A 26,489-nucleotide genomic window follows, 5' to 3' on the forward strand; every position below is an offset into this window, starting at 1 on the left:
CGCTTACCCGCTTACTGCTCTATGGCCATAGGCGCTAATAATCGCTTGATGTTTCTCATCAGCCTGCTGCATGAGGAGACTGAATGCCTCCCGGTCTCCTCGCAGCAGCGCCATTTGGCCCTTCTCCATAATGGCCGCTAACGAGTTGGCGCCAATATCTAAGGCCACCCCTTTGAGCGTATGGACAAGCCGCTTCGCTGAGCTCAGGTCCCCATCGTGAACGGCTTGAACAATCTGCTCAATCGCATCCGAGTGATTGCTTATGAATAGTGCGAGTATCCGATTATAAAGTGCCGCATTTCCTCCAAGCCTCGTGATAACACCTTCGGAATCCAGCTTTTCAATCGATGCTTGCTCCTTGTTCTGACAGAACCGCAGCAGTACATTATAGAGATCTACGGGGTCAAACGGCTTCGTGAGATATCCGTTCATGCCAATCGACAGCACCTGATCCTCTACGCCCTTCATTACATCGGCGGTCATGGCAATGATCGGAACCGCTTGTCCCGCATCCTGCGCTCTTTCCTGTGCTCGGATTGCTTTGGCCGCCTCATAACCGTCCATTATCGGCATTTGCAGATCCATCAGAATGGCGTCATAGGCCTTAATCCCCGCGAGTTTAACAGCTTCTTCCCCATTGTGAGCAACATCAACATGGCGGACCACCTCACGAAGCAGCTCTTTGGCGACCAACTGATTAATTTCATTATCCTCTACCAGCAAGATTACAGCATCCTTCAGATCTGTAGGCTGAATCGGCTTCATCCCGCCATCCGGCAGGTTGTAGACACCATCTCGGTGAAGCAGCTCACCCAGTTCGTTATACAATTGAGACTGGCTGATCGGATACAGCAGCGCCTTCGAGATGAACGGTAATTGCCCCGCTTCTTCATACTCCGCTTCATGATAAGCGTTAATGAACAGGACAGACGGGCTTTTGCCATCGAAATCCCGGATAATCTCTTCAGCAAGCTTAGTCGCGGGTAACCCTCTCAGCTTCCAATCTATGAGAATAAGATCATAGGCATGGCCTGCCAGCAGCAGCGTCCTTGTCTCATCGGCATCCGAGCTTGTTTGGACTTTGAATTCCAGCTGCCCCAACTGCTGCTCAAGCACAGAACGCATTTCGTTATTCTCACAAACGAGTAACAGGCGAGGAATCTTCTTGCCGTAAACTTGTCTCTCATGGCTTTGTTTATCTGAAGTTAACGCCGATTGGAATGGCAGCGTGACAGTGAACAGGCTGCCTGCACCGAGCTTGCTTTCAACCGCGATACTTCCGCCCATCGTTTCGGTAAGCTTCTTGCTAATGACTAAACCAAGGCCTGTACCGCCGAATTTGCGCGTAGTTGTCATATCAGCCTGTGTAAACTCGAAGAACAGCTTGCTAAGCTGCTCCTCGCTCATGCCAATTCCGGTATCGCGGATTCCAAAGGACAGCGTAGTCGTCTGCTCCTCCTGCGAAACCAGATTTACGGCGATGGAAAGCTCGCCTTTAGGCGTGAATTTGACCGCATTATTCGTAATGTTCAGCAGCACCTGCTGCAAGCGGAACGGGTCGCCTATCAGCATCTGAGGAACATCATGACGGATGTCAAAATGGAACCTCAAGCCGGACTCATTCGCCTTGTAGCTGATGAGATTCGAAATATTGCGGAGCACCTCGTACAGGTCAAACCGCGTCGATTCCAAGATGATCTTATTGGCCTCGATTTTGGACAGATCAAGCACATCGTTGACCAAATTCAGCAGGCTCTTGGCAGCTGTAATGGACTTATCCACGTATTCCAGCTGTTTCGGATTCAAATTGGATTGCTGCAGAATATAATTGAGTCCGATAATCGCATTAATCGGCGTGCGGATTTCGTGACTCATATGAGCCAGAAATTGACTCTTCGCTTTGTTCGATTCATCCGCTGCCTTGCGCTTCATGATATCGCTAATGTCTACGGCGCTTCCGATGACATCAACGACCGCACCGTGATTCTTGATGGGATGCAGCGTAACGAGAATGCCGATACCATTTATTGTCGTTTCGTAGGATACCTTCTCCCCTTGCCAGGCCTTCTCATACTGGACTTGAAGAAATGCTGCAAAGTCTTCCGAGAATATGCGGACATCCTCTATCTTTTTCCCAATAAAATCAATCGGTTTCGCCCCCACTTGCTTCAAGAGCTGCCCTTCGATCAAGCTGTATATAAATTGACCGTTCTTCTTCTGGAAGCGAAACGTAAAGCCAGGCTGCATGCGAAGCAAATAGCTCATGTCACGTTCGGCCTGGAGCATTTTGGTCTTATAGCGATGATTGCGGATCAGATAGTACAGGAAGCAGGCGATTAATTGGGAGTAAATCATTTGAATGAGGATGTACAGCAGGATGGTTTTGAATGTCAACTGGCCGGCCAAACATAAGGCGCCATAGTAATAGATTAATAGAAACAGAGCGCCGATAGGCCACCTGACCCAATACGAGCGGATTCGGAAGAACAGATAACCCGTCCCGTATGCAGCCGTTATGCCAATAGCCATTTGTACCCAATTAATAGAGCCTTCTTTAATAAATCTTCCGATGTACACGACGAGCAGCTCTGCAAACGCCCCCGCCGGACCCCCGAAGAAGGCAGCCATCATGAGCGCGATTCCCCGCAAGTTCAAAGGCACTTCCGTACCTTGAATCAGTACGCCGAAGAACATCAGAATGACACCTAATAATCCGAATACGCCGCCTATGTACAAACGTTTAACTAATGTCGGCTTATCCTGATTCTCCTCTCGGATGAAGAACGGGGAGACAAAGAAAAGAAACACGCTGAGTATTGCAAAATTCAGGATTAAATCTTTAGGCACACCGTCACCGTCCAAGGGGCTTTTTATACTAATTTACAACATAAATCGACAATGCAATAGCCCTTGGACATAAATAAATTCGTTAATTGGAGCTGGCCATTTCTCCTTTATTTACTGACTCTAAATCTGACATGAAATGGAAAGTTTAACCCTAAATTGAATGGTAATATTAAACAGTAATGGATCTATTCCGCATGCCGAACGACGATATTCTCATGTACGAACCTGCAGCGTGTAGTTTACCGTAATGAGCCTGCCTTCTCTTGCGAATTGACCCCAAACTTTATAAATACCCGGAGCAGGGAAGATCGTATGAAAAACAGGTGCCGCCTCTTGGGATTTCGCATCATCAGGATGCACATGAATGTACTGCTCCGAATCGCCGCTAATAATGACGACATGCCCGGCAGCTCCCAGATAAGGTTCAAGGTTGTTTGCCGGCTTCTTCGTCTTGGCATCCGCAATATGGAAGGTTAGGTTCGTCTCCTTTCCTGCCGCCAATCGGTCATAAGTTAAAGTAATCAGCTCGTGCTCGGTAGACTTCGTGAGCGTCGTGTCCGGCAAGAGTGGCTTGGCCTCTGCTCTACCGCTTAGCATAATGGCTTGTCTCGATACGACTGAGTCGCCGCCCTCCGGCTGAAATTCCGCGAATAAACGGTACTCGCCCCCGAAAGGAAACGTCGTATCGATCGTAAACATACCTTCTCCGTCATATTCCGGATGGATATGGTTGAAATACGACAAATCCTTACTCACAACAATCAGGTGAAGCAGCTTTTCATGCATCACCGAGAACTGCGTAACGAGCTTCCCATCCGGGCCATGAGCCATAAATTGAATCCGCGTGTTCGACTTCGGTGTCGGTATCTCCGGATTTAATCGCCACATGCCTTGAATCGAGGAGCTCCCCCTCTCATGGTGCTCATGATGCCCACTGACAGGCGCGGAGTCTCCCTTCATGCTTGCCGCTCTGGAGCAAGCACTTATACTAAGCACGAGTAATGCCAAGCCAACTATTGCCGCGTTTCTATTCAAGCTTTCCACCTCTTCAATAAATCATCCTATCCTCCTCTATATTCCACAAATTGGCATTATCCATACCCTCGGCAGCAGTAAGCTCAATAGGACAATGCTACAGATTGGTTCACATAAGTCATATCCTTGAGCGTCCTGAGTAGAAAATGAGCCACGTCGGCACGGGAAATACGCCCTTTCCCGCTTGGCACACCATGTCTGGCTTCAAGGTATTCTCCTCTAGGCCTTCCATTCACGAGCTGCAGCGGACGAACAATTGTCCATTGTAGTCCGCTTGATTGAAGCGCATCTGCCGCCTTCCTATGATTGGCAAGCACCTGTCGCAGCAGCAGCTGCACCAGAAATCCGGTCATTCCCGGAATCTCGTTATAGATCCCCGCTGATGCAACGAAACTGATCCGCCCCACATCATGCTTCTGCATGCCGGCGATAAGATTAGCCGTCATTTCTGAAAGGCTCTCTCCCCGGCCGAACCCCTTTGTACCGAGACAAGAAACGACACTATCATGACCTTCAATGGCTCTGCTTACAGCTTCACGATCCAGTGCGTTGCCCTGCACATACCGTAACTTCGTATCGCCTCTGCTCGGCAGGTCTATATTCAGCTTCTGCGGCGAACGAACGAATGCGGTTACGGCTTGCCCCTGCTCCAATGCTTGCCTGACTACCTCTTGCCCCGTCCTTCCGCTTGCACCAAAGACGATGATCCTCATCGCGCTTCGACCTCCCGCCTGCTGCATTTTACTATTGACTTTCGACCTTATTTATAATAATTTTAATTTAGTAATAATTATTATCTAGATTCAATTGCAATCGCTTTGGTGTATAGATGGGAAAGGAGCACTCATTCATGGAAAACATCGTTATCGTAGGCACAGGGCCAGCCGGCTTAACGGCAGCCATCTATCTCGCGCGTGCCGGTTACAGTCCGCTCGTACTTGAGGGACCGCAGCCGGGCGGCCAATTGACCACCACAACAGAGGTGGAGAACTTCCCGGGATTCCCCGAAGGCATACTTGGCTCCGAACTCATGGCGAACATGCGCACTCAAGCTGAGCGCTTCGGCGCACGTTTTGAGACAGGCTGGGTGCAGCATGCTGACTTATCTGAGCGTCCTTTCAAGCTGTCCTTGGATGGCGGACGTGAATGGATTGCAGATGCCATGATTATTTCGACAGGTGCTTCGGCAAAATATATGGGTATCCCTGGTGAACGTGACAATATTGGGCGAGGTGTGAGCACCTGTGCAACTTGTGACGGTTTCTTCTTCCGAGGCAAGAAGATCATTGTTGTTGGCGGCGGCGATTCCGCAATGGAGGAAGCAGGCTTCCTGACCAGGTTCGCGACTGAGGTTCGCCTCGTGCACCGCCGGGAGGAGCTTCGCGCATCCAAGATTATGCAGGACCGGGCACGTGCCAATGACAAAATCAAATGGAGCCTCGGCGTCACTCCTATCGCAGTCGAAGCAGACGAGCACCGTGTGAAGGGTCTTCGTGTCCGCGATAACGCCACTGGCGAAGAAACGCTCCTTGAAGCAGATGGTGTATTCGTAGCCATCGGCCATACGCCGAATACCGCTTTCCTCGGCGGTCTAGTGACGACCGATGAGCTCGGTTACGTCGCAGTAACACCGGGCACCTCGAAGACGAACATTGAAGGCGTCTATGCCTGCGGCGACGTACAAGATCACCGTTACCGTCAAGCGATCACGGCGGCAGGAAGCGGCTGCATGGCTGCACTGGATTGCGAACATGATCTGGAAGCATGGAACAGGGCAGCAGGGTTTGTGACTGACACGGCAGTAGAAGTGTAATACCTATATCCTATTATGAAGGAGTTGTTCAAGATGACGACTAAACAGACGACTAAACTACAAAGCATTCTAAACAAACAAATCGCAACGTGGAGCGTAATGTATATCAAGCTTCATAATTACCATTGGTACGTGAAGGGCAACCAGTTCTTCACCCTGCACGTGAAGTTCCAGGAGCTGTACGAAGAAGCCACGCTGCATGTGGATGAAATCGCGGAACGCTTGCTCGCGATTGGCGGCGAACCGATTGCGACTATGGCAGAGTATCTCAAGCAATCCAGCGTGAAAGAAGCGACAGGCAGCGAGTCCGCCGTGCAAATGGTCGACTCCGTCGTAGCCGATTTCACCTTGATAGCTTCCGAGCTCAAGGAAGGTATGGAAGAAGCGCAGTCCGCCGGCGACGAGACAACCGGAGACATGCTGCTTGCGATCCACAGCGGACTTGAGAAACACATTTGGATGCTCAAAGCGTTTAACGGGAAACAAGTTTAAGTCAGCGATAGGGCGATAAGACGATATGGCGATAACCGCGATATTGTCCATATCGACGATAGCCACTATATCCGACTGCCATTCGCCGGCCGGCCTCCGAATGTTGCATAAATAGCAACATTTGACCATAACAAACACTCTCTACGATCTGAATGTTGCATGGAATGCAACTTTTGAGTCTACTATGAGGCACCGAGGGCAATTTTCAATAAAAATGTTGCATGCAATGCAGCATTTCCATATATTCCGGGAAAATCACACCAAAATGTTGCATGCTATGCAACAATTCACTCTCGCATACTGTCTCGCCAATGCACTTGCAGCAGCAGGCTATCAACTATTATGCGTGAGGTTTACTTATACAAAAGACACCTATTGCAGTCGGGAGCTTCCCGCTGTAATAGGTGTCTTTTGCGTATATCATTTATTTCTTCTTATTCGCCGCAATTTGCTCGGCAAGCTCGTTCAAGTACGCCCATCGGTCCATCAGCTGCTCGAGCTTTGTTTCGAGCTCCTGCTGTTCCTTCAGCAGGTCTTGCAGCGTAGCCGAATCGCTGCTGGATACTTCCATCTTCGTTTGAACGGCCGTAAGCGCAGCTTCGGCTTTCTCGATATCCGTGTCGATGGATTCAAATTCCTTCTGTTCTTTGTAGGTCATTTTGGTCGGAAGAACAGGTTCATTGCTGGACGCGTCCGGAGTCGGAGCCGTTTCCGCCTTGCGCTCCACTGCTGTCGCGCCGCCTGAGCCGGCGTTCGTTCCGGAACGACTGCCGTACTGCGCCGCATACTGCTGATAATCCGAGAAGTTGCCCACATGCTGCTCGATGACGCCATCGCCCTCGAAAGCGAAGATACGCTCGGATGTACGATCTAGGAAATAACGGTCATGGGATACGGTGAACACGACACCCGGGAAGTCGTCCAAGTAATCCTCCAGCACCGTTAGTGTTGTAATGTCCAAATCATTCGTCGGCTCATCGAGCAGCAGCACGTTTGGCGCTTCCATCAGCACACGCAGCAGCTGCAATCTGCGCTTCTCTCCGCCGGAGAGCTTCGCAATTGGCGTCCACTGCTGCGCCGGCGGAAACAGAAACCGCTCCAGCATTTGCCCAGCGGTTATGTTCGTTCCGTCGCCGGTCGTGATACGCTCCGCACTCTCGCGGATGTAATCAATGACGCGCAGCGTCTCGTCCATTTCTTCCCGCTCTTGCGAGAAGACTCCGAGCTTCACCGTCGGTCCAAGTCGAACCTCGCCTGCATCCGGCGTAAGCTTGCCGGCGATCAGCTTCAGCAGCGTCGACTTGCCGAGCCCGTTACGACCGACGATGCCTACCCGATCCTCCGGTACCGCAATATAGCTGAAATCACGGATGACCGTCCGCCCTTCGAAGGCTTTGGTCAACCCTTCCAGCTCGATAATTTTCTTGCCGAGCCGCGTAGAAGCTACGGAAACCTCAAGCTTCCCGTTCGCTTTCTCCGGAGCTGCGGCATTCAGTGCTTCAAACCGCTGAATACGCGCCTGCTGCTTGGTCGTCCGCGCCTTTGCGCCTTTACGCATCCATGCGAGCTCATTGCGAAGCAAGTTCTTGCGCTTCGCTTCCGACGATGCCTCGCGCTCCTCGCGATCCAGCTTCAATTCAATAAATGCACTGTAGTTCGCCGTATAGAAATAGGCTTTCCCTTTGTCCAGCTCCAGCGTCCGGTTGCTGACACGGTCCAGGAAATACCGATCATGCGTAATCATAAGCAGCGCGCCTTTGCGCTTCTGCAGCATGCCTTCCAACCACGCGACAGACTCGTTGTCGATGTGGTTGGTAGGCTCATCGAGCAGCAGCACGTCGGCCGGCTGAATCAGCGACGCAGCCATCGCGACACGCTTGCGCTGACCGCCCGAGAGCGTGCCCAGCTTGGCGCCATAGCTTGCGATGCCGAGCTTCGAGAGCGCGATCTTCGCTTCGCTCTCGATGCCCCAAGCATCCAGCTCCGCCATCCGCTGATTGGCGCGAACCAGCCGCTCCTGCAGCGCAGCGTCGCCGGGCAGCAGCTCCAGTGCTTGCAGCGCCTCTTCATAGGCGCGCACGGCAACCATCTGCGGCGAATCGCCGCCAAGCACATGCTCGAGCACAGTCTGCTCGGGATCGAACTGCGGATCCTGCGAGAGCATCCGCACCGTTACGCCCCCGGCAATAAGAATAGAGCCCGAATCAGGGGGCTCTATTCCTGCAACAACTTGAAGAAACGTCGATTTACCGGTGCCGTTGACGCCGATAATTCCGATTTTGTCGCCCGTTTCCACGCCGAACGACACGTCTTGAAACAATATTTTTTCACCGTAGGTCTTTGAAATATGATCAACCGTTAATACGTGCATCTTATTATTCCCGCCCAACGTTAGTAAATCGCCAAACGCACTGCGCTACGCGTGAATGGTTCGAACATAGCGACAGCCGTTAATCCGTATCTACTCACTTTAAACGATCTACTAAGCTTCAATCAAATCTTTCTTCGCAAAATCGCCTGCCGCTTGCTCCGCCTTGATCGCAATAGCTGCCATCGTACGAACCGCTTCAACCGGATAGTTACCCGAAGCTGTCTCGCCGGAGAGCATAACTGCATCTGTGCCATCCCATACCGCATTGGCAACATCGCATGCTTCTGCGCGCGTCGGACGCGGATTGCTTTGCATCGAATCCAGCATTTGCGTAGCGGTAATAACGAATTTGCCTGCGCGGTTGCATGCTGCAATCATGCGCTTCTGTGCCATTGGCACGTCTTCAATCGGAATTTCCACACCAAGATCGCCGCGAGCAACCATGATGCCTTCAGACGCTTCCACGATTGCAGCAAGCTCATCCAGACCTTCTTGGTTTTCGATTTTCGAAATAATTTGGATATGGCTTGCGCCCTTCTCTGCCAGCAGACGCTTCACTTCAAGGACATCCTCTGCGCGGCGGACGAACGACATTGCGATCATATCCACGCCTGTTTCGATACCGAAGGCGATATGCAGCTTGTCTTTTTCCGTTACGCCCGGAAGGCTTGTTTGAATACCCGGCAAGTTAACGCCTTTGCGAGATTTAATGATGCCGCCGTTTAGAATCACGCAAACGACATCGCTGCCTTCAATGCGCACAACTTGCAGTTCGATCAAACCGTCATCGATCATAATGCGCGAGCCGACCGTAACATCTTTGGCCAAGTCATAGGAGACCGAAATGCGCGTAGCCGTACCAGCGATCTGCTCGGTTGTCAGCGTTAGGAACTCTCCGCTTCTAAGCATATAAGAAGATTCTTGAAGGACCCCCGTCCGAATTTCCGGTCCTTTAATATCAAGCATAATGGAAACAGGTACGTTCAATTTGCTTGCTGCTGCCCGAACCGATAGAATCCGTCCGCGGTGGTCATCCAGCTCGCCATGTGCCAAATTCAGTCTTGCTATATTCATGCCTGCTTTCAGCATTTCTTCCAACATGTCAGCCGACATACAAGCAGGTCCCATAGTACATACAATCGCCGTCTTCTTCATGTCGATCACTCCCAAGTCTAATTTCGTTCTGTTGCCTTTATTGTAAAAGAACAATTGCACGAGTAGATAGGACTATAGTACAGTGGTTGTAAAATAGTACGATCATTGTCTGAAAGTGAGCGTTGCCCCATGTTTCATATCTTCGATATCCGGCAAGAGCGCGGCATTCTGCAAGGGGAGCGGCGCGCCCTCGGTATGGACAGCTATACGCTGGTCTGGGTCCGTTTCGGCCAAACGAGCTACACCTACTCCGGGCAAACCATCAGCTGTCGCAAAAACGAGCTGCTGCTTATCCCCGCCGGCGTTCCCGCTGCGGAGCTGCATGGCGCCGGGAGCATCCGCGAGAGCGTCACGGTACGCTTCAGCCCGGCCGATATTTCGGCGATGCAGCTGCTGCCTATTCTGGCGAGAAGAACACCGCTGCGCTGGGTTACTCATATGCCTGAGCTGCTGCTAGAGAAGCTGCTCTATATCGTGGAGCAATGGAGCGCCCGCGACCGTTACTTCTCCGTCATGTGTTCGGCACTGCTGACCGAGCTGATCGTGACGATCAGCCGGGAGTACGACGAAGGCGAGAAGGCCCCATCCTCCATCCAGCACATTGAGCGGATGAAGCGCTACGTCGAAGACAATTACCGCAGCAAAATCACGAAGCTCGAGCTCGGCACCTGCATCAACGTCAGTCCGAACTACGCGGCATCGCTTTTTCGCAAAGTAACCGGCCTCACCATCAGTGAATACGTGCACCGCAGACGGATGAAGACGGCCCACTATATGCTGCGCCACTCCCAACTAACTGCGCAGGATATCTCCGAGCATCTCGGTTATAGCGATCCCTCGTATTTCAATCGTATCTTCAAACGCATCATCGGCAAGCTGCCCTCGGATTTGATCGCAGAGCGCACGGCGCGGGAGTGAGGTCGGCTCAGGCGAGAGAGAGTAATCGGTGACGCGGTGCGGGATGGTGCAGGATTGCGGGGGATGGCGCAGGAATGGCGCGGCAGGCGCGGGAATGGCGCGGGAGATATTGCTCCCTTTTTTGGGTCGTATCGTTCTTGTTCGATGAGAGCGGATATGCCTCTTATAGCATGCAAATGTGGCAGTTCGGCGCGGGATTGGCTCCGAAAAAAATCTAACGAACCGTGGAGGTCTTATTTGGCGGTGGATGGGCATTTGGGGGCGATTAACACCATAATAGCGCCTCTACGATCCGTTAGAAGTTCAAACCGTGGGAAATCGCACCAATAAGGCCTCTACGATCCGTTAGATTTTCAAACCGCAGAAAATCGCTCCAAAAACGCTTCTACGATCTGTTAGATTTAAAATTCACTCCAATCACTAGTCTCCACAGGTCGCCAGAACCACCAACCACCTCAATTTACTAGATGTTTTGGTAAATATGCCAATAAAAAAGTAAACGTAATGGATATTCATCCAACTAATAATGTGGTCACAGCACCGAATTACAGCACAAATCCACCAGTCTTGACCGGATCGCATCATGCAAGCGTCATACAACGCGCGCTAGGAGCCTCGCGCGTTGCGAAAACATACTTTTCTCCCCCACAAACCAACAAAAAAAGCCGCCAACATAACCTTGGCGGCCTTGCAAAACGTCAACCCATTCCTCTACCCCACTCCGTGCGCGGTGACTCGAAATCAACCATATCGTCGATGCTCGGAGACAGCGGAATGGCAACCATACGCAGCGCATCCATCGGGCGAAGCATCGAACGCAATTCGTACGGCGTCCGCTGCCCGCGTATCAGCCAATCGCTGATGTCCTCTTGCTCTAGGATCGCCGGCATCAGCGGCTGATACGGAGACACATGCGAGTTAGCCGGTGTCATCAACATTGTGCAAGTGCGCATCTCTTCCCCGGAAGCCGGACGAAACACATCATACAGCCCAGCAATAGCAAATGTCCCGCTTCGCATCGTAAGCTTCATCCGATGCACTTCCTTGCCAATCGTGCGCGTCACATAGAACCCCGTGCACGGAATGATGCAGCGCTGCTTATTCGCGATACGCTCATAAATGGGTTTATCAAACAATTCCGAGCTGTCCATCCGCACCGAATCGCGTGCCCAGTAAGGCACCATTCCCCACCTGAACTCATCCAATATCCTTCCGTTCTTCGTCTCAATAATCGCCGAAACCGAATCCGTTGGATTCACTTCATACCGGTTAGAAATATAGAACAGTACATTGTCGAGCTCGAACCGCTCCGTCAGCTCAGAAGCTTGAGCCGTTATCGATATTGACTGACACATGGTAAACACCTCCATCTATTTCGGCTATTATTTCCGGTTTAGCCAAAATCATGTGCGCCCATGGACAGTTCCGCTATAATATTACTCATCACACTCAACGAGAGGAGGGTATACGCGGCTAATGACCGATAACTCCATTCCACATTTCTCCAAAGGAGAACGGCTGCTGCCGTACGCCTCCCTATTCGAGACGGATCACGAATCGCAGCAGCTGCCTATTTTCGTCAACCGCGTCCAGGAGTCTTTCGACCTCGTCATGCATGCGCATGATTTTATCGAAATCTGCATGGTGACCGAAGGCGCCGGCTTCCACTATATCGGTGAAGACCAAATGCCTGTTTCTCGCGGCGATCTGTTCTTCATTCCGGTCGGCATCTCGCATGTATTCCGTCCCAGCTCCATGGCCAAAGGCCGCTCGCTCATTATGTACAACTGCATCTTCACCACGGAGCAGCTGGACAAGCTATTGCAAGCCGTCTACGCAGAACCCCAAATAACGAAATCGCTGAGCGAGCTGAATCATGCCGGGCAATGGCTACATGTCCGAGATCGCAACGAAGAAGGTCAGCAGCTCTTTCATAAGCTGCATGACGAGTTTACGTCTCGCAAACCAGGGTTCACCGCCAATCTATGCGCCGCAACCATCGAGCTGCTCATCATGGTCTATCGCAGATGGCTCGAGCAGTCGCAGCCACATACCACGCAGCAACAGCAGCCCAAGACCACAACCTCCGCTTCCATGCAGCAGATCGTGGAGCAGATTGACGCTAACTGCACCTCAGAGCTGCATGTCGCCGATATGGCGGCGCAGCTTGGAATCAGCGAGCGGCATTTTCAGCGCGGCTTTAAGAAAGCGACAGGCATGACGTTTCTGGACTATGTACAGAGTGCGCGAATTGATCTCAGCTGCAAGCTGCTGCTGCGAACAGATGCCAGGATCAGCGAAATTGCCGCCCAAGCCGGCTACCAGGACATGAAGTTTTTTAACGAGCTGTTTAAGAAGAAAACAGGCGTAACGCCGCGCCAATACCGACTCGCTCCCAAGTAACTGCGGGTAGCAGTTTCAAACTAAACCTGGGAGTCCGCCGACCGGGCGAACTCCCTCTTCCTCTACTAGCTCGTCAATATAAAAGCTTCTCCGTCCGTAATCGCCACCGTATGCTCATATTGCGCGCCGATGGTTCCATCCAGAGTCCGGGCCGTCCAGCCGTCCTGATCAATATTGATGTACGGCTTCCCCAGAACGAAGATCGGCTCGACGGTAATGACCATGCCCTTAGCGAGCTTCTTGCCCGTCCCCGCTTTCCCCTTGTGGTGAACCTGCGGTTCCTCATGCATGCTGCGTCCAATCCCGTGTCCGATAAACGCATCTACGATGGAGTACCCCTCCGATTCCGCCACACGCTGCACAGCATTCCCGATATCACCGATTCTTTTGCCCGCAGTCGCCTGTGCAATCCCTTGATACAGGGCATGCTTCGTCGCATTCATCAGCCGCTGCAGATCAGCACTTACGTGACCAACCGCATACGTCCATGCCGAATCCGCCATCCAGCCATCAAGCTCCGCGACCATATCGATGGTCACGATCTCCCCTTCGCGAAGCGGCACATCCTTCGGAAAACCATGGCAAACGACCTCACCGACAGAAGCACATGTCGCGTACGGATAACCTTTGTAGCCCTTCTGAGCAGGACGTGCACCATTTTGGCGCATATAGGCATCGACGAACCGGTCGATTTCAAGCGTGGTGACACCGGGCCGAAGCCGCTTGGCAATTTCGGCGTGACAGCCCGAAACAATTCGGCCTGCTTTGCGAATCAGGAGCAGCTGTTCATCAGTCTTGTAATGAATCATACGGCATCCCTCCAGAAGCATTAGCTGAGGTGCAGGAAGCAGAACACGACGTATAACAAAAAAACCTTGTCCCTATCGTGCCGGGCAAGGTTAATGGTTCAACGTATTTAGCTTACTGATGACCGAAGTCGTCCCATCTCATGTTCAACGAGCATCGTCAATTCTTCCTCATACCCGCCCATAATCCGATATTTGCGGATATAATCTCGGACAAACTTCCGTGAATCCTTCGGCTGAAAAATCCTTGTTAGTTCCTTGAGGCTTTCTTTGACTTCATTATGGCTGCGTTTCGCCATGAAATCCCCTCCTAGCATCGGCTTAGTGGTCCTAACAATAACTGCACGAGAACGCACACGGCGGAACTTGAACCGCGGCTGGTACTCCTCATAGGTGTCGAACGATCGGCTTAAATGAAGGTGGGTTAGGAGTTTAGGGAAATTGTTTCATTTATCAATCAATTATAACATTTTAAACTTAGATATAAAAGCGAACAGAATTAATTTTACAATTCCTTCAGATTTTGTCGTCTTCTATGGGTTCATCTCTGGTCGCAGCTGACTCTTCCGCGGACGGAATGAGATTGTCGCTTGGTTGATCGGTTCGGCGAGAGTTTGACGATGATGCGGCTGACCAGGCACTATTCTTATAGACCCGCAAATAGGCCACTACACCTACGATTGCGACAATGATGCCAAACAAGATAACTACGTTCGTCATCCATGGACTAACCACGATCATTCTCCCCTCTCCCCAGTTTGTTTTCCAGATATGCTAATTATAGGGGAAAGGGATAACGCTTTCAATGTCACGAACAACCCTCTGCGAAAATGTAACATGTTACAATTAAGTTACTCTGCGAAACGTTCCGCTCCCCCATGCAAGCAGCTCTTCATTATTATCGACAATACGCCCTTGCATTGTGAGTGTTCGTCGTGATTTATGAATAAGCAAAGCCTCACAACGGATAATCCCAATGCCTGCGCTCTGCAAATAATGGACATTCAGCTGCGTCGTCACCGTCTTCTCGCCCGGACACTCCAAGATCACGACAAGCCCCATTGCGTTATCCAGCAAGGAAGCCAGCACGCCGCCATGCACGATGCGGGCGAGATTGAGATGCTCCGGGCGCACATTCAGCGACACGACCGCCTTCCCTGGTTCTGCATGATCCAGCTCACAGCCAAGGTGTCCCCAGAAAGTCGGTTTGGCCGCCTCTGCCAACGCATCAAGCGAAGCTCTTGCATCATGGGGGCGTATCTGCTCCGATCCCTTTTCCTTCTCGCTCATTCGCTTCCTCCTCCTGCAGCTTGCGCCGCAGCACCTTCCCAATCATCGTCATGGGAAGCTCGGTTCGAAATTCATACAGATGCGGCACCTTAAACACAGCCAACCGGTCTCGGCACCACCGATCAAGCTGCATCGATGAGATGTTCACATCTTTGCGCAGTACGATAAACGCCTTCACCGTCTCCCCCCGATAAGGGTCCTTTACACCAATAACGGCAGCATCACGAACGCCCGGATGCTCGTAGAGCACTTCTTCCACCTCGCGCGGGTAGATATTAAAACCGCCTGCGATAATGATATCTTTGATCCGGTCCACGATAGCAAAGAAACCGTCACTGTCCATTTGGGCCAAGTCTCCGGTACGCAGCCAGCCGTCCTTGAATGTCGCAGCGGTAGCCTCCGGCCTCCCCCAATAACCGAGCATAACCTGGGGTCCACGTACGAGCAGCTCGCCTACTTCACCTTGCGGGAGATCTTCGCCTGTCGTCATATCGACGATTTTGGCATCTGTATTGGGGAAGGGCAGGCCGACAGTACCGATTTTGCGCTTCGTCCAGATTGGATTGACATGCGTCACCGGCGACGCTTCCGTGAGTCCATAACCTTCGATAATTTTGCCGCCGGTCAGCGCTTCGAACTGCGTCTGTACCTCCAGCGGCAACGGCGACGACCCGCTGACACATACTCGAATAGAGGATAAATCATACTTCTTCACATCGGGATGGTTTAAGAGGGCGATGTACATCGTAGGGGCACCCGGAAAAAGCGTTGGTTTCAGCTTCTTAATCGTCTCCAGTACCACACCAACCTCGAAGCGGGGAAGCAATATAATAGTGCCGCCGATCATCACGGACAAATTCATAATGACCGTCAATCCAAAAACATGAAAGAGCGGCAGCGCTGCAAGTAAACGTTCCTTGCCCTCCTCCATCCGGTAAAACCACGCCACGGACTGCTTGGCATTCGCGATTAAGTTTCGGTTTGTGAGCATGACGCCTTTCGCAATTCCCGTTGTACCGCCGGTGTATTGAATCAGCGCAACATCGTTGGCGGGATCAACGGCTACCTCAGACGGCAATTTAGGTGCCTTTGACATAAAGGAGGTATATCGTTTGACGCCGTGCTTCCCATACGTGACTTGTGGATTATTTCCGGAGCGTCTTTGTTTGATGGGGAAGAGCAGGTTCTTCGGAAAAGGGAGCGCGTCTTGGATGGAGGTGACAATTACAGTGTGCAGCTGAGGTACGGGGCCATCCTCAGGCGTCTTGCCCCGCACCCGCTCCAGACGGGGATACAACAAATCCAAGGTCACAATCGCTACCGCGCCGCTATCCTTGAGTTGGTGCTCAAGCTCCCGCTCTACATAGAGCGGGTTCGTCATGACGACAACAGCACCGGCAAGCATCACGCCGAAGTATGCAATGATCGTCTGCGGGCAGTTCGGCAGCATAATGGCGACACGGTCGCCTCTGACGATGCCGGCAGCCTGCAGCCCTGCAGCCATCCGCTGGGAAGCGGACAGCAGCTCGCGGTAGGTTGTTTTCTTGCCGTAGAAATGCAGCGCTTCATGGGTGGGGTATTTGGCGGTTGTTTGAAGCAGCATATCGCTTATGCTTATATTCGGAATTTCCACATCAGGCGCAATTTCACCGGGATAGCAGCGAAGCCAGGGCCTCTCTTGCGGTTCTTCCATCTCCAAAAGCCTCCCCCTACAACGTGTATTGCTGGCTGCGGATGACGCGCGCGGCTATGCCGCGTTTAAGCGAGATTGTATCGACAAGCGGGGAGCGAGTGAGCTTCTTCATGACGGCCAGCTGGGTTTGGAGCGCATCCCCTTCTTCCAGCGCGGCGAGCGTTGTTTTGGCGTACCGCTCGATCCGCTCCATCGCCTCTTGAACGAAGACGACGGTCATGTCGATTGCATTTTGCGTGGCTGCAGCTGATGCGCTGTCGCCGCGAAGCAGCATTTTGCGTGTACGCAGATTGGCGCTTTCCATGGCGAACACTTGAATCATCATGTCAGCCAACAGGCATAACACCTCTTGCTGCTGCTCCAGTGCAAGTCCGTACTTCTGTACCGCCATGCCGCCGACCGCGAGGAAGATTTTCTTCCCCTGCTGAATGCGGAACGTTTCCTTGCTAAGCGGCTCATCGAATGGTGGAAGCGGCATGGGCTGCAGCAGCTCCGCCTGCAAAGCGCGCGCTTTACGAAGGAGAGGCAGCTCGCCCTTGAGCGCTTTCTTCATCAAGGTGCCGGGGATGAGCATCCGATTGATCTCGTTCGTACCTTCGAAAATACGGTTGATTCGAGAATCGCGGTAGATTCGCTCTACCTTGTAATCCTTGATATAGCCGTAGCCCCCGTGGATTTGGACGCCTTCGTCCGCCACATAATCGAGCACTTCCGTTGCAAAAACTTTGTTAATGGAGCATTCCAGCGCATACTCGGAAATGGCTTTTGCCGCAATCGCCCCGGCGTCTGCACTATTATCTGAGCCTGCGGCTTCGCTCTCCTTGAGCATTTCGTCGATCCAGCCTGCTGTCCGGTAGACCATGCTCTCCAGCACATAGGTGGCAATGTTCATATCCGCCAGCTTCGCGCCAATCAGAGGGAACGACGCAATTGCCCGGCCGAACTGTTTGCGCGTATTCGCGTATTTGACGGCAAGCCCGATCGTTTCCTTCGCCCCTCCGACGCAGGCTGCCGCCAGCTTGAAGCGACCGATGTTCAGGATGTTAAAGGCGATGATATGTCCTTTGCCGACCTCGCCGAGCACATTTCCGGCCGGAACCGGCGTATCGTCGAAGAAGATTGGGCAGGTCGAGGAGCCTTTAATGCCCATCTTGTGCTCCTCCGGTCCAATGCTGAAGCCAGGCAAGCCGCGCTCCACGATAAAGGCGGTGAAGTGGTCCCCGTTCACCTTCGCGTATACGATGAATAAATCCGCAAAACCGGAGTTCGTAATATATAATTTCGATCCGTTTAGAATGTAGTGCTTCCCATCCGGCGTCAGCCTCGCCGTTGTGCGCGCACCAAGCGCGTCGGAACCTGAAGCAGGCTCTGTCAGGCAGTAAGCGGCGATTTTCTTGCCTATGGCCAGGTCAGGCAGATACTTTTCCTTCTGCGCCTGCGAGCCGAAGAAGACAATCGGCAATGTGCCGATGCCGACATGTGCCCCGACGGAGAGCGCGAAGGACGAAGCTTCGGCGAGCGTTTCGGCGAGAAGCGTCGAGCTCACCTTGTCGAGCCCGAGTCCGCCGTATGCCTCGGGTACGTCAGCGCCGAGCAAGCCGAGCTCGCCCGCCTTCTGCATCAGCTCCACCGTCAGCTTATAGTCGAGCGCCTCGATTTGGGCATCGCGGGGGCGAATTTCGCCCACCAGAAAAGCGCGCGCCGCATCAGCAATCATCCGCTGCTCATCGGTAAAATCCTCCGGGGTGACGATTGCGCTCGGCGACATATCCTCCACGACAAACCGGCCGCCCCATCGATTGTTTTGCGCCATCTGACGTTCACTCCTTTCTATCTGCTTGCGATCAAGACGCAGCCTGCTTGCTGCGATCGACTTGAGATCAAGCAACGTGCGCCTTAGCGGCGCATTGTGCTCGAATTCGTGGTGCGATTTCGCGCGGGGAGAGGGAGAGAAGGAAGAGGGAGGAAATGTTGCAAATACTGCAGCATTTCTCGTCTCCCGGTGAGAAAACGAGGGAAATGTTGCTGTTTATGCAACATTTTTGCCCGTTTTCAGCTAGATAGGCCTCTTGGCGGATCAAATGTTGCATTCCATGCAACATTCGATCATACCCGGCGGTAATTCAGCGGAAATGTTGTATTTTCAGCAACATTTCTAAAGAAAGACTCGGTTAGTTAGGCAGCTGGGAAGAGCATGGCGGATTTTAGTGCGTGTTGGTGAGTTTGGTTAGTATGGTGTGGTGTGTGTGGTGTGTGTGATGTGTGTGATGTGTGGTGTGTGTGTGTGTGTGGTGTGTGTGATGTGTGTGGTGTGTGAAAGTTGAAATCTTTAAGGTGACACCTCGAGCACGCCTGCTGCACCCATGCCGCCGCCGATGCACATCGAGACGACACCGATTCCGCCGCCGCGGCGCCGCAGCTCGTGGATGAGCGAGACGGTCAGCTTCGTTCCCGTACAGCCAAGCGGGTGACCAAGCGCGATGGCGCCGCCGTTTACATTGACGCGTTCCGGATCCAGGCCGAGCTGCTCAATAATAGGCAAGCACTGCGCGGCAAACGCCTCATTCAGCTCGAACACATCCACCTGCTCTTTCGTAATACCGGCGCGGTCCAGCACCTTCGGAATGGCTTCAATCGGGCCGATCCCCATCACCTCAGGAGCGACGCCCGCTACACTGTAGGCGCGGAAGACGGCAAGCGGCTTCGTAATCCCCAGTTTCTCGGCGCGCGCGCGGCTCATCACGATAACGGCCGCGGCACCGTCACTCATCTGCGAGGTATTGCCCGCCGTGACCGTCCCTTCGCGCGCGAAGGAAGGCTTCAGCTTCGCCAGCACCTCTGGGGTCGTATCTGCCCTGACCCCTTCATCTCGATCAAAGAGCAAGCTGCGCGCCCATGGCCGGCCGTTATCGTCTACCCCTTCCCGCTGCACTTGAAGGGGGACGATCTCGTCACTGAACCGGCCTTCCACTTGCGCCCTCGCCGCCTTGCGGTGGCTCTCCGCAGCGAAAGCATCCTGCGCCTCGCGGCTAACGCCATAGCGCCGGGCCACCTCCTCGGCGGTATGGCCCATGCCCATGTACACCTCCGGCATCGCATCGGCAATGCCGGGATGCGGCGAAAGCTTGAAGCCGGTCATCGGGACATGGCTCATGCTTTCAACCCCTCCGGCGAGCACGACCTCTGCCTCGCCAAGACGAATTCGCTCCGCCGCGTAAGCAATCGCCTGCAAGCCGGAGGCGCAGAAGCGATTCACGGTAACAGCCGGCGTCGTGACCGGATAGCCCGCATACAACGTCATAATGCGGGCGAAGTTCAGCCCCTGCTCGCCCTCGGGCATGGCGCACCCGATAATAACATCCTGCACATCGCCGTACGTCAGTCCGGGCACGCGATCAACCGCAGCACGGAGCACCGCACGCCCCAGATCCTCGGCTCTCGTATCCGCCAGACTGCCTTTCTTCGCTTTGCCTACAGCCGTCCGTACCGCCGACACAATGACAGCGTCGAGCGGATGGTTTGCTTTCAACATTGGCGGTCACCTCCTTGAGCTTATCGCTTCATGCTTTTTGCTAATCGCTCGCTAATTCCGCAGCGGCTTACCCGTTGCAAGCATATGCCGCATCCTCGCCTGCGTCAGCGGCTCGCCGCACAAGCTGAGGAACGCTTCGCGTTCCAAATCGAGCAAATACTGCTCGCTAACTTCCGCGCCAGGCGCGGCATCGCCTCCGGCGAGCACATGCGCGAGCTTGCGGCCGATGCGCACGTCATGCTCGCTCACTTGCCCGCCAAGGCGCATCGCGTCGACGGCCAGCTGCAGCACGGCACGGCCTTCGCGCCCCGCTACGCGGATGCGGCCTCCCGCAGGCTGCGGCGTGTAGCCCGCTTGATCAAGCTCAAGCACGCGCCGCTTCGCCTCGGCCACGCGACTCTCGCCGCGGATAATGACGCGATCCTGCGGCCGCATCAGGCCGATGCGCTGCACGTCATAGCCGCTGCCGGATGTCTTCGCCATCGCGATCGTCTCGAACAGCGCATTCACATGCGGCTGCAGATCGCCTCCCGCTCCTGCGCGCGAAGCCGCCATAGCCGCCGCTTCCTTACAGCCGCCTCCGGCAGGAATAAGCCCTACGCCGGTCTCGACGAGACCATAATACGTCTCTGCGGAGTAGATTATTTCATCTGCCGGCAAGCAGGCTTCCACGCCCCCGCCAAGCGTCATCCGATGAGGCGCAGCAACGACAGGTCGATCAAGCCGTTTGAGCAGCAGCATGCTGTCCTGGAATAAGCGGATGATATCGTCCACTTCATCGAAGTCACCGTTCTGCGCTTCCATCAGCAGCATCATCAGATTAGCGCCGACACAGAAGTGACGACCCTCATTCGCGACGACAAGTCCGCGCCAATTGCGGCTGACCTCGTCTGCACTCTGGCGAATCGCCGTCAGAATATCTCCGCCAATCGCATTGTTCGGGGAGTGGAAAGCCAAGCATGCCACTTCATCGCCCAGATCGAGCAGCGATGCGCCGGAATTGCCCAGGATCACTTTGCCCGCCCGTTTAAGGCCGGCCAGCGAAATAACATCCGTTTCTTCCGGCTGCAGCCGATATTCCTCGCGATTCACATAGAACCTTCGCTGTCCCTCTTCCTTGTAAAAGCTTGCGTTTCCCGACGCCAGCCACTCGGAGAGCCACGTCGGAATATCATCGCCCTCGGCGCGCATCCGCTGTACCGACCGTTCGAGCCCAATGGCATCCCACAGCTCAAAAGGTCCAAGTTCCCAGTTGAAGCCCCAGACGAGCGCGCGATCCACATCATGAACCGTATCCGCCACAACGCCGATCTGCCTTGCCGCATAGAGCAGCACCGTCTTGATCGACTGCCAAGCAAACTGCGCGTAGCGGTCGTTCGTATCCGTGAAGAGCAGCGCTTTCACCTTACCTGCTGCGCCTTTGGCCGACTTCGACGCTTCAATAATCGGCGAATTCACGTTCTTCTTCGGGGCGTACGTCATCGTATCCAGCTGCAAGGTTTCAATATCGCTGCCTCCGCCGGGTCGTTTGATTTTGCGATAGAATCCGGCTCCCGCCTTCTCCCCAATCCATCCGCGCGCAACCAGCGCTTCAAGCTCCGGAGGCCTCGTGAACGCTTCTTGATCAATCGCATCCTCACTGCGCTCCCGCACATTATCGACAACATGGAGCAACGTATCCAGTCCGACCAAATCAAGCATGCGGAACGTCGCCGTCTTCGGCCTCCCCATAGCAGGCCCTGTCAGGGCATCCACCTCATCGACGCTCAGTCCGAATTGCTTCATGGCCGCAATCGTAGTCAGCATGCCATACGTTCCGATCCGATTGGCGATGAAGTTCGGCGTGTCCTTCGCGATCACGACACCTTTGCCAAGCTGAAGCTCGCAGATGCGGGTCAGCCGACTCATGACAGCAGCATCCGTATCCGGTCCCGCCACAAGCTCAACCAACTTCATATGTCGAGGGGGATTGAAGAAATGTGCAGCTGCAAAATAATTCCGAAACGCTTCGCTCCGCCCCTCCGACATCGCGGCAACCGATAGCCCGGAGGTGTTCGTCGTAATGAGCGTCCCCGGCTTCAGCACCTTTTCCACTCGGGCAAACACATTGCGTTTCACGTCGAGCCGCTCCACTACAGCTTCAACAATCCACTCCACGCCGGCCAGCTTGGCGAGATCATCCTCCAGATTTCCTGCCGTAATCCGCTGTGCGAATGCCAAATCATACAGAGCAGGCGGCTGCTGGCCCGCCAGCTTCGCAATGCTTGCCGCCGCCAGCCTATTGCGGACACTTCGATCCTCCAGCGTCAATCCGGCACGGCTTTCCTGCTCGGTCAACGCGGCAGGCGGCACGTCGAGCAGCAGCACGCTAATGCCTGCATTGGCAAGATGAGCGGCGATGCCGGCTCCCATAACCCCCGACCCAATTACAGCCGCGCGGCGAATTGGTGTCGACCGTGAAGCTCGTACTCCCACATAGCTCCCCCCCTTTTAAGTAACAGTGCTTGTTTGCGATTTGCCGAAAACACTCTCAGCGAGCAGTTCCGCTACATCTCTTGCTCGTACCTTCTCCTCCACGCCAAGCTGCTTGATGCCATCCTCCATCATCGTGAGACAATACGGGCAAGCCGAACCGATGACCGTTGGCGAGGTCTCCAGTGCCTGTGAGGTTCTGGCCTCGTTAACCCGCAGACCGGTTCGTTCTTCCATCCACATCAGGCCGCCGCCGGCTCCGCAGCACATCCCGTTCTGCCGGCTTCGCTCCATCTCCACCAGGTTGACGCCGGGTATCGCGCTGAGCACCTGACGCGGCGCATCGTAGATGCCGTTATACCGACCCAAATAACAAGAATCGTGATACACAATCCGTTCCTTCACTTGATGTAGAGGCCGCAGCTTACCTTGTGCAACAAGCCGGGCAAGCATCGTAGTATGATGCTCGACGACGACCGAAGTGCTTAGGCCAAAGTCGGTATACTCATTTTTCAGAGAGTTAAAGGTATGCGGGCAAATCGTCACGATCCGCCGAATGCCATATCGCTGCAGCGTCTCGACATTATCGCGGCAAAGCGTCTGGAACAGCAGCTCGTTGCCCATCCGCCGCGCAGTATCCCCGGAATTTTTCTCTTCACCGCCTAGCACGGCGAACGGGATACCAGCCTCCTGCAACAGACGGACGAAAGCAAAAAGCACCTTACGGCTCCGCTGATCATAAGCCCCCATTGTGCCGGCCCACAACAGCAGCTCCGGCTGCTCGCCCTGCCGAATGGCTTCCTGCATCGTGCGTACGGGTTTTGCTGTTTGACTGCCACCGGCACCGCCGCCGACACCGGCGCCGCTTAGAACAGCTGCTTCTGCCTCGTATGCCTTCAGCCATGCTGCACGTTCGCCGCGCGGAAGCCCCCACGGATTGCCCTGCCGCTCGATATTGTTCATCGCGCGCTGGCCTTCTGCCGGAATGCGGCCTTCCATGAGGACGAGGTAGCGCCGCATGTCGATGATTTTGTCCACGTGCTCATTGCCTACGGGGCACTGTTCCTCGCAGCTGCGACACGTGGTGCAGGCCCACAGCTCCGACTCCGTCATCACCTCGCCGATCAGCGCCACTTCCGAAACCGTTGTGTCCTCGTGCACGTTCCATGCTTGCTGCTGCACGGTCATCGTGGGCTCGATCGTAGTCATCGTTGCCGCCGAATGGTGGACGTTGCCGCTGCGCTGCACCCATATCGGCGTTGCGCTTGTCATCACATGCGCACTCGTTTGCAGCTTATTGACTTGCCCGCCGAATGAAGGTACCCAAGGGGACTTGGAAGTAATCGCCGCCCCTTTCTCGGTCAAGTGGTCACGCAGCTTCACGATGAGATGCATCGGTGACAGCAGCTTGCCGGTGTTTGAAGCGGGACAAACGTTGGTACAGCGCCCGCATTCGACGCATGCGTAGAGATCCAGCAGCTGTTTGGACGTGAATTGCTCCACCGTGCCGACGCCGAAGGACTCCGCTTCCTCATCCTCCAGATCGAGCGGCACCAGTTTGCCTGGGGGCGTTTTGCGGTGAAGCCACAGATTAATGGGCGCTGTCATGATGTGAAAATGCTTCGACTGCGGCACATACACCAGAAAAGCGAGCAGCACCGCATAGTGCAGCCACCAAAATAACTCGTAGAATACCCTTCCCACAGCAGCTGTCATGCCGATGTCCCGCAGCGCTTCCGCTATGGTGGAGGAAACGGGAGCATGGCTCGTGAAGAGCGAATCAGCCCGAAGCAAATGCCCAGTCTCATGCAGTCTGTCGAACGATTGTGTAAGGAGAACCGTAACCATCAGTCCGCCAATAAACCAAAGCACGAGGGAGGGTTTCCAGCCCCTCTTGAGACGTCTAATCCGCTCCACGTAACGTCGAAAACCGCCGTACAGAATAGCCAGAAGGACGAGCAGCACGGTTATTTCCTGAGACTGGACAAAAGCATCATAAGCCGGCAGCGGCAGCGGCTTCCCGCTAATTCCTTTCCAGATAATATCGATCGCACCGAATTGCAGCATGATAAACCCGTAGAAGATGACGACATGCATAAGTCCGCTGCGAATATCCTTCAGCAGCTTCCGATGGCCGAACACCTGAAGCACCCAATCCCAGCCTCTGCGCGTACTTTCGTTTCCCGTTGCCGCCGATGCGAGCGCTGCGTTCGCCGCGAAGGAAGAGGTATGCAGCATCTCCTCGCGGTTATCATTTTCGGGATCGGACGTATCGTGGGAGGTAGTGGATGGCCGATTGGGACCACCGCTGCGGCCCATCCGAATGTAGCCGATCCGCCGCATCACAACGGTGTAGAAGCACCAGAGCGCCGTTCCCGTCATCCCTGCAAAAAGCAGCCATCGCAACAACGCCGCAAGCAGATGCGTACTTAAAAACCCCACAAGGATCCCTCCTTTTCTGGAATCGCGGAGTGATTCAGTATATGTCCTCTTAAGCGGTAACATGCGGAAAGGGCTCCATTGAAGGCGCCCGCTGCGGTCTATTTTAAGGGCCAAGTTCATAAGGTAACACTGGGCGAAGCATGTTTAGATGGCTTAGTTTAACGTATTCGGACACGGCGCGGCCGTATGACTGATACGAACGATCGGGAGGTGTTTGGTACCGATGCAAGTAGTGGTTTTGATAAAGCAAACCTTTGATACGGAGGAAAAAATCGAGCTCGTTGGCGGGGCTGTATCCGAGCATAGCGTGAAATACATCATTAATCCGTATGACGAATACGCGCTGGAGGAAGCGCTTCGGCTGCGCGAAACCCATGGCGGCAGCGTCACTGTCGTCAGCTGCGGACCGGAGCGCACCATTGAAGCGCTTCGCACCGGCCTTGCGATGGGCGCCGATGAAGCGGTGCATGTGAGCGAAGAGGGGCTGCAAGGAAACGACCGCGCCATTGCGGCGGCACTAGCCGCAGCCGTGAAGTCGCTGCAGCCAGACCTGCTGATGGCCGGGCTGTTTGCCGTTGACCGCGGAGCGGGAAGCATCGCCCTGCAGGCCGCGGAGCTGCTGGGTCTGCCGCATGCGTCTGCGGCGCTGAAGATCGAGGTGCGGGACGGCGGCGGTGGCGGTGGTGGACTGACTGCAGTAGTAGAAAGGGATACTGAGTGGGGCTTGGAAACGGTGGAAATCCCCCTCCCCGCGCTCATTACAGCGCAACAAGGGCTGAACGAGCCGCGCTACCCTTCGCTGCCGGGCATCATGAAAGCGAAGCGCAAGCCGCTTCGGCAAGTGACCGCAGCGGAGCTCGGACTCACCGCCGATGACCTGGCGCCGCGGACGGAGCGGGTCGCGCTGCTCGCGCCGCCGGTGCGCGCCGCAGGTCGCAAGCTCGCCGGCACGCCTGGCGAGCAAGCCGCAGCCCTAGCGGATTTGCTGCAGCGCGAAGCGAAGCTGTTCTAGCACGGCGAAAGCTTCAACGGAGCGAAAGCCGCTATGAATTGGCGGCCTACTCATCTTGATGTCTAAGTAAGTATATCCCTAGGTGAGCTACTTTCTCACAATTGCTTAATTTCTCGCCAATGTAGATGCCTGGGTATGCTACTCTCTCTCAGTTCCTTGATTTCTCGCTAATGTAGACCTCTGGGGCAGCTACTTATCTCATTTCCCT

Annotated in this window: 19 protein-coding genes and 1 pseudogene; 5 read left to right on the forward strand and 15 right to left on the reverse strand. The window is 54.2% G+C overall.

Going from position 1 to position 26,489, the window contains the following annotated elements:
• Positions 1 to 3 precede the first annotated feature (3 nt).
• The 3 genes from AC0YNS_RS19340 to AC0YNS_RS19350 all read right to left on the reverse strand — a co-directional run bounded on the left by AC0YNS_RS19340 (position 4) and on the right by AC0YNS_RS19350 (position 4,595).
• Complete coding sequence (locus tag AC0YNS_RS19340) at positions 4 to 2,847, reverse strand: response regulator (RefSeq protein ID WP_475782617.1); 2,844 nt, start codon at positions 2,845 to 2,847, stop codon at positions 4 to 6.
• Positions 2,848 to 3,060: 213 nt separating this feature from the next.
• On the reverse strand, positions 3,061 to 3,882 hold the full coding sequence (locus tag AC0YNS_RS19345) for a hypothetical protein (RefSeq protein ID WP_475782618.1): 822 nt from the start codon (positions 3,880 to 3,882) through the stop codon (positions 3,061 to 3,063).
• 83 nt (positions 3,883 to 3,965) lie between these two features.
• A complete protein-coding gene (locus AC0YNS_RS19350) occupies positions 3,966 to 4,595 on the reverse strand; it encodes an NAD(P)-dependent oxidoreductase (RefSeq protein ID WP_475782619.1) in 630 nt (209 codons plus the stop codon).
• Between the two features lie 137 nt (positions 4,596 to 4,732).
• Between AC0YNS_RS19350 and trxB the strand changes: the two genes are divergently transcribed.
• Both trxB and AC0YNS_RS19360 read left to right on the forward strand, forming a co-directional pair.
• The gene (gene trxB, locus AC0YNS_RS19355) at positions 4,733 to 5,695 is read left to right on the forward strand and encodes a thioredoxin-disulfide reductase (RefSeq protein ID WP_475782620.1); all 963 of its coding nucleotides are present in this window, start codon (positions 4,733 to 4,735) and stop codon (positions 5,693 to 5,695) included.
• Between the two features lie 33 nt (positions 5,696 to 5,728).
• Positions 5,729 to 6,187 (forward strand): Dps family protein, encoded by a 459-nt coding sequence (locus AC0YNS_RS19360; RefSeq protein ID WP_475782621.1) that lies wholly within the window; start codon positions 5,729 to 5,731, stop codon positions 6,185 to 6,187.
• Between the two features lie 424 nt (positions 6,188 to 6,611).
• Here AC0YNS_RS19360 and AC0YNS_RS19365 read toward each other — a convergent pair whose 3' ends face one another.
• Complete coding sequence (locus tag AC0YNS_RS19365; RefSeq protein ID WP_475782622.1) at positions 6,612 to 8,558, reverse strand: ABC-F family ATP-binding cassette domain-containing protein; 1,947 nt, start codon at positions 8,556 to 8,558, stop codon at positions 6,612 to 6,614.
• Between the two features lie 156 nt (positions 8,559 to 8,714).
• Positions 8,715 to 9,713: pseudogene (gene pyk, locus AC0YNS_RS19370) on the reverse strand (pyruvate kinase); the annotation flags it as partial.
• A gap of 129 nt (positions 9,714 to 9,842) precedes the next feature.
• Here pyk and AC0YNS_RS19375 point away from each other — a divergent pair.
• Positions 9,843 to 10,631: an AraC family transcriptional regulator gene (locus tag AC0YNS_RS19375; RefSeq protein ID WP_475782623.1), complete on the forward strand. Its 789-nt coding sequence runs from the start codon at positions 9,843 to 9,845 to the stop codon at positions 10,629 to 10,631.
• Between the two features lie 698 nt (positions 10,632 to 11,329).
• On the opposite strand, the gene AC0YNS_RS19380 is transcribed toward AC0YNS_RS19375, so the two are convergent.
• Positions 11,330 to 11,986, reverse strand: a complete 657-nt coding sequence (locus tag AC0YNS_RS19380; RefSeq protein WP_475782624.1) for an SOS response-associated peptidase — start codon at positions 11,984 to 11,986, stop codon at positions 11,330 to 11,332.
• Positions 11,987 to 12,107: 121 nt separating this feature from the next.
• On the opposite strand from AC0YNS_RS19380, the gene AC0YNS_RS19385 reads away from it, so the two are divergent.
• Positions 12,108 to 13,034, forward strand: a complete 927-nt coding sequence (locus tag AC0YNS_RS19385) for a helix-turn-helix domain-containing protein (RefSeq protein ID WP_475782625.1) — start codon at positions 12,108 to 12,110, stop codon at positions 13,032 to 13,034.
• Positions 13,035 to 13,099: 65 nt separating this feature from the next.
• Here the strand turns inward: AC0YNS_RS19385 and map are convergent, their stop codons facing one another.
• From map to AC0YNS_RS19430, 9 genes are all read right to left on the reverse strand, one after another.
• The gene (map, locus tag AC0YNS_RS19390; RefSeq protein WP_475782626.1) at positions 13,100 to 13,843 is read right to left on the reverse strand and encodes a type I methionyl aminopeptidase; all 744 of its coding nucleotides are present in this window, start codon (positions 13,841 to 13,843) and stop codon (positions 13,100 to 13,102) included.
• A gap of 107 nt (positions 13,844 to 13,950) precedes the next feature.
• The gene (locus tag AC0YNS_RS19395; protein WP_090978737.1) at positions 13,951 to 14,139 is read right to left on the reverse strand and encodes a hypothetical protein; all 189 of its coding nucleotides are present in this window, start codon (positions 14,137 to 14,139) and stop codon (positions 13,951 to 13,953) included.
• Positions 14,140 to 14,356: 217 nt separating this feature from the next.
• Positions 14,357 to 14,581, reverse strand: coding sequence for a hypothetical protein (locus AC0YNS_RS19400; protein ID WP_475782627.1), 225 nt, complete (start codon positions 14,579 to 14,581; stop codon positions 14,357 to 14,359).
• Between the two features lie 105 nt (positions 14,582 to 14,686).
• Positions 14,687 to 15,130 (reverse strand): PaaI family thioesterase, encoded by a 444-nt coding sequence (locus AC0YNS_RS19405; protein WP_475782628.1) that lies wholly within the window; start codon positions 15,128 to 15,130, stop codon positions 14,687 to 14,689.
• Positions 15,087 to 16,823, reverse strand: a complete 1,737-nt coding sequence (locus AC0YNS_RS19410; RefSeq protein WP_475782629.1) for a long-chain-fatty-acid--CoA ligase — start codon at positions 16,821 to 16,823, stop codon at positions 15,087 to 15,089. Before AC0YNS_RS19410 ends, AC0YNS_RS19405 begins: the two co-directional genes overlap by 44 nt.
• Positions 16,824 to 16,839: 16 nt before the next feature.
• Positions 16,840 to 18,636 carry an acyl-CoA dehydrogenase family protein gene (locus AC0YNS_RS19415; RefSeq protein WP_475782630.1) on the reverse strand — a complete coding sequence of 599 codons (1,797 nt, stop codon included), beginning with the start codon at positions 18,634 to 18,636 and terminating at the stop codon, positions 16,840 to 16,842.
• 516 nt (positions 18,637 to 19,152) lie between these two features.
• Positions 19,153 to 20,355, reverse strand: a complete 1,203-nt coding sequence (locus AC0YNS_RS19420; protein ID WP_475782631.1) for an acetyl-CoA C-acyltransferase — start codon at positions 20,353 to 20,355, stop codon at positions 19,153 to 19,155.
• Positions 20,356 to 20,406: 51 nt separating this feature from the next.
• Positions 20,407 to 22,830 (reverse strand): 3-hydroxyacyl-CoA dehydrogenase/enoyl-CoA hydratase family protein, encoded by a 2,424-nt coding sequence (locus tag AC0YNS_RS19425; RefSeq protein WP_475782632.1) that lies wholly within the window; start codon positions 22,828 to 22,830, stop codon positions 20,407 to 20,409.
• 15 nt (positions 22,831 to 22,845) lie between these two features.
• Positions 22,846 to 25,209, reverse strand: a complete 2,364-nt coding sequence (locus AC0YNS_RS19430) for a (Fe-S)-binding protein (protein WP_475782925.1) — start codon at positions 25,207 to 25,209, stop codon at positions 22,846 to 22,848.
• A 283-nt stretch (positions 25,210 to 25,492) separates the two neighbouring features.
• Between AC0YNS_RS19430 and AC0YNS_RS19435 the strand changes: the two genes are divergently transcribed.
• Positions 25,493 to 26,281, forward strand: a complete 789-nt coding sequence (locus AC0YNS_RS19435) for an electron transfer flavoprotein subunit beta/FixA family protein (protein ID WP_475782633.1) — start codon at positions 25,493 to 25,495, stop codon at positions 26,279 to 26,281.
• Positions 26,282 to 26,489 lie beyond the last annotated feature (208 nt).

Source organism: Paenibacillus sp. J22FR21 (genome assembly GCF_056269135.1).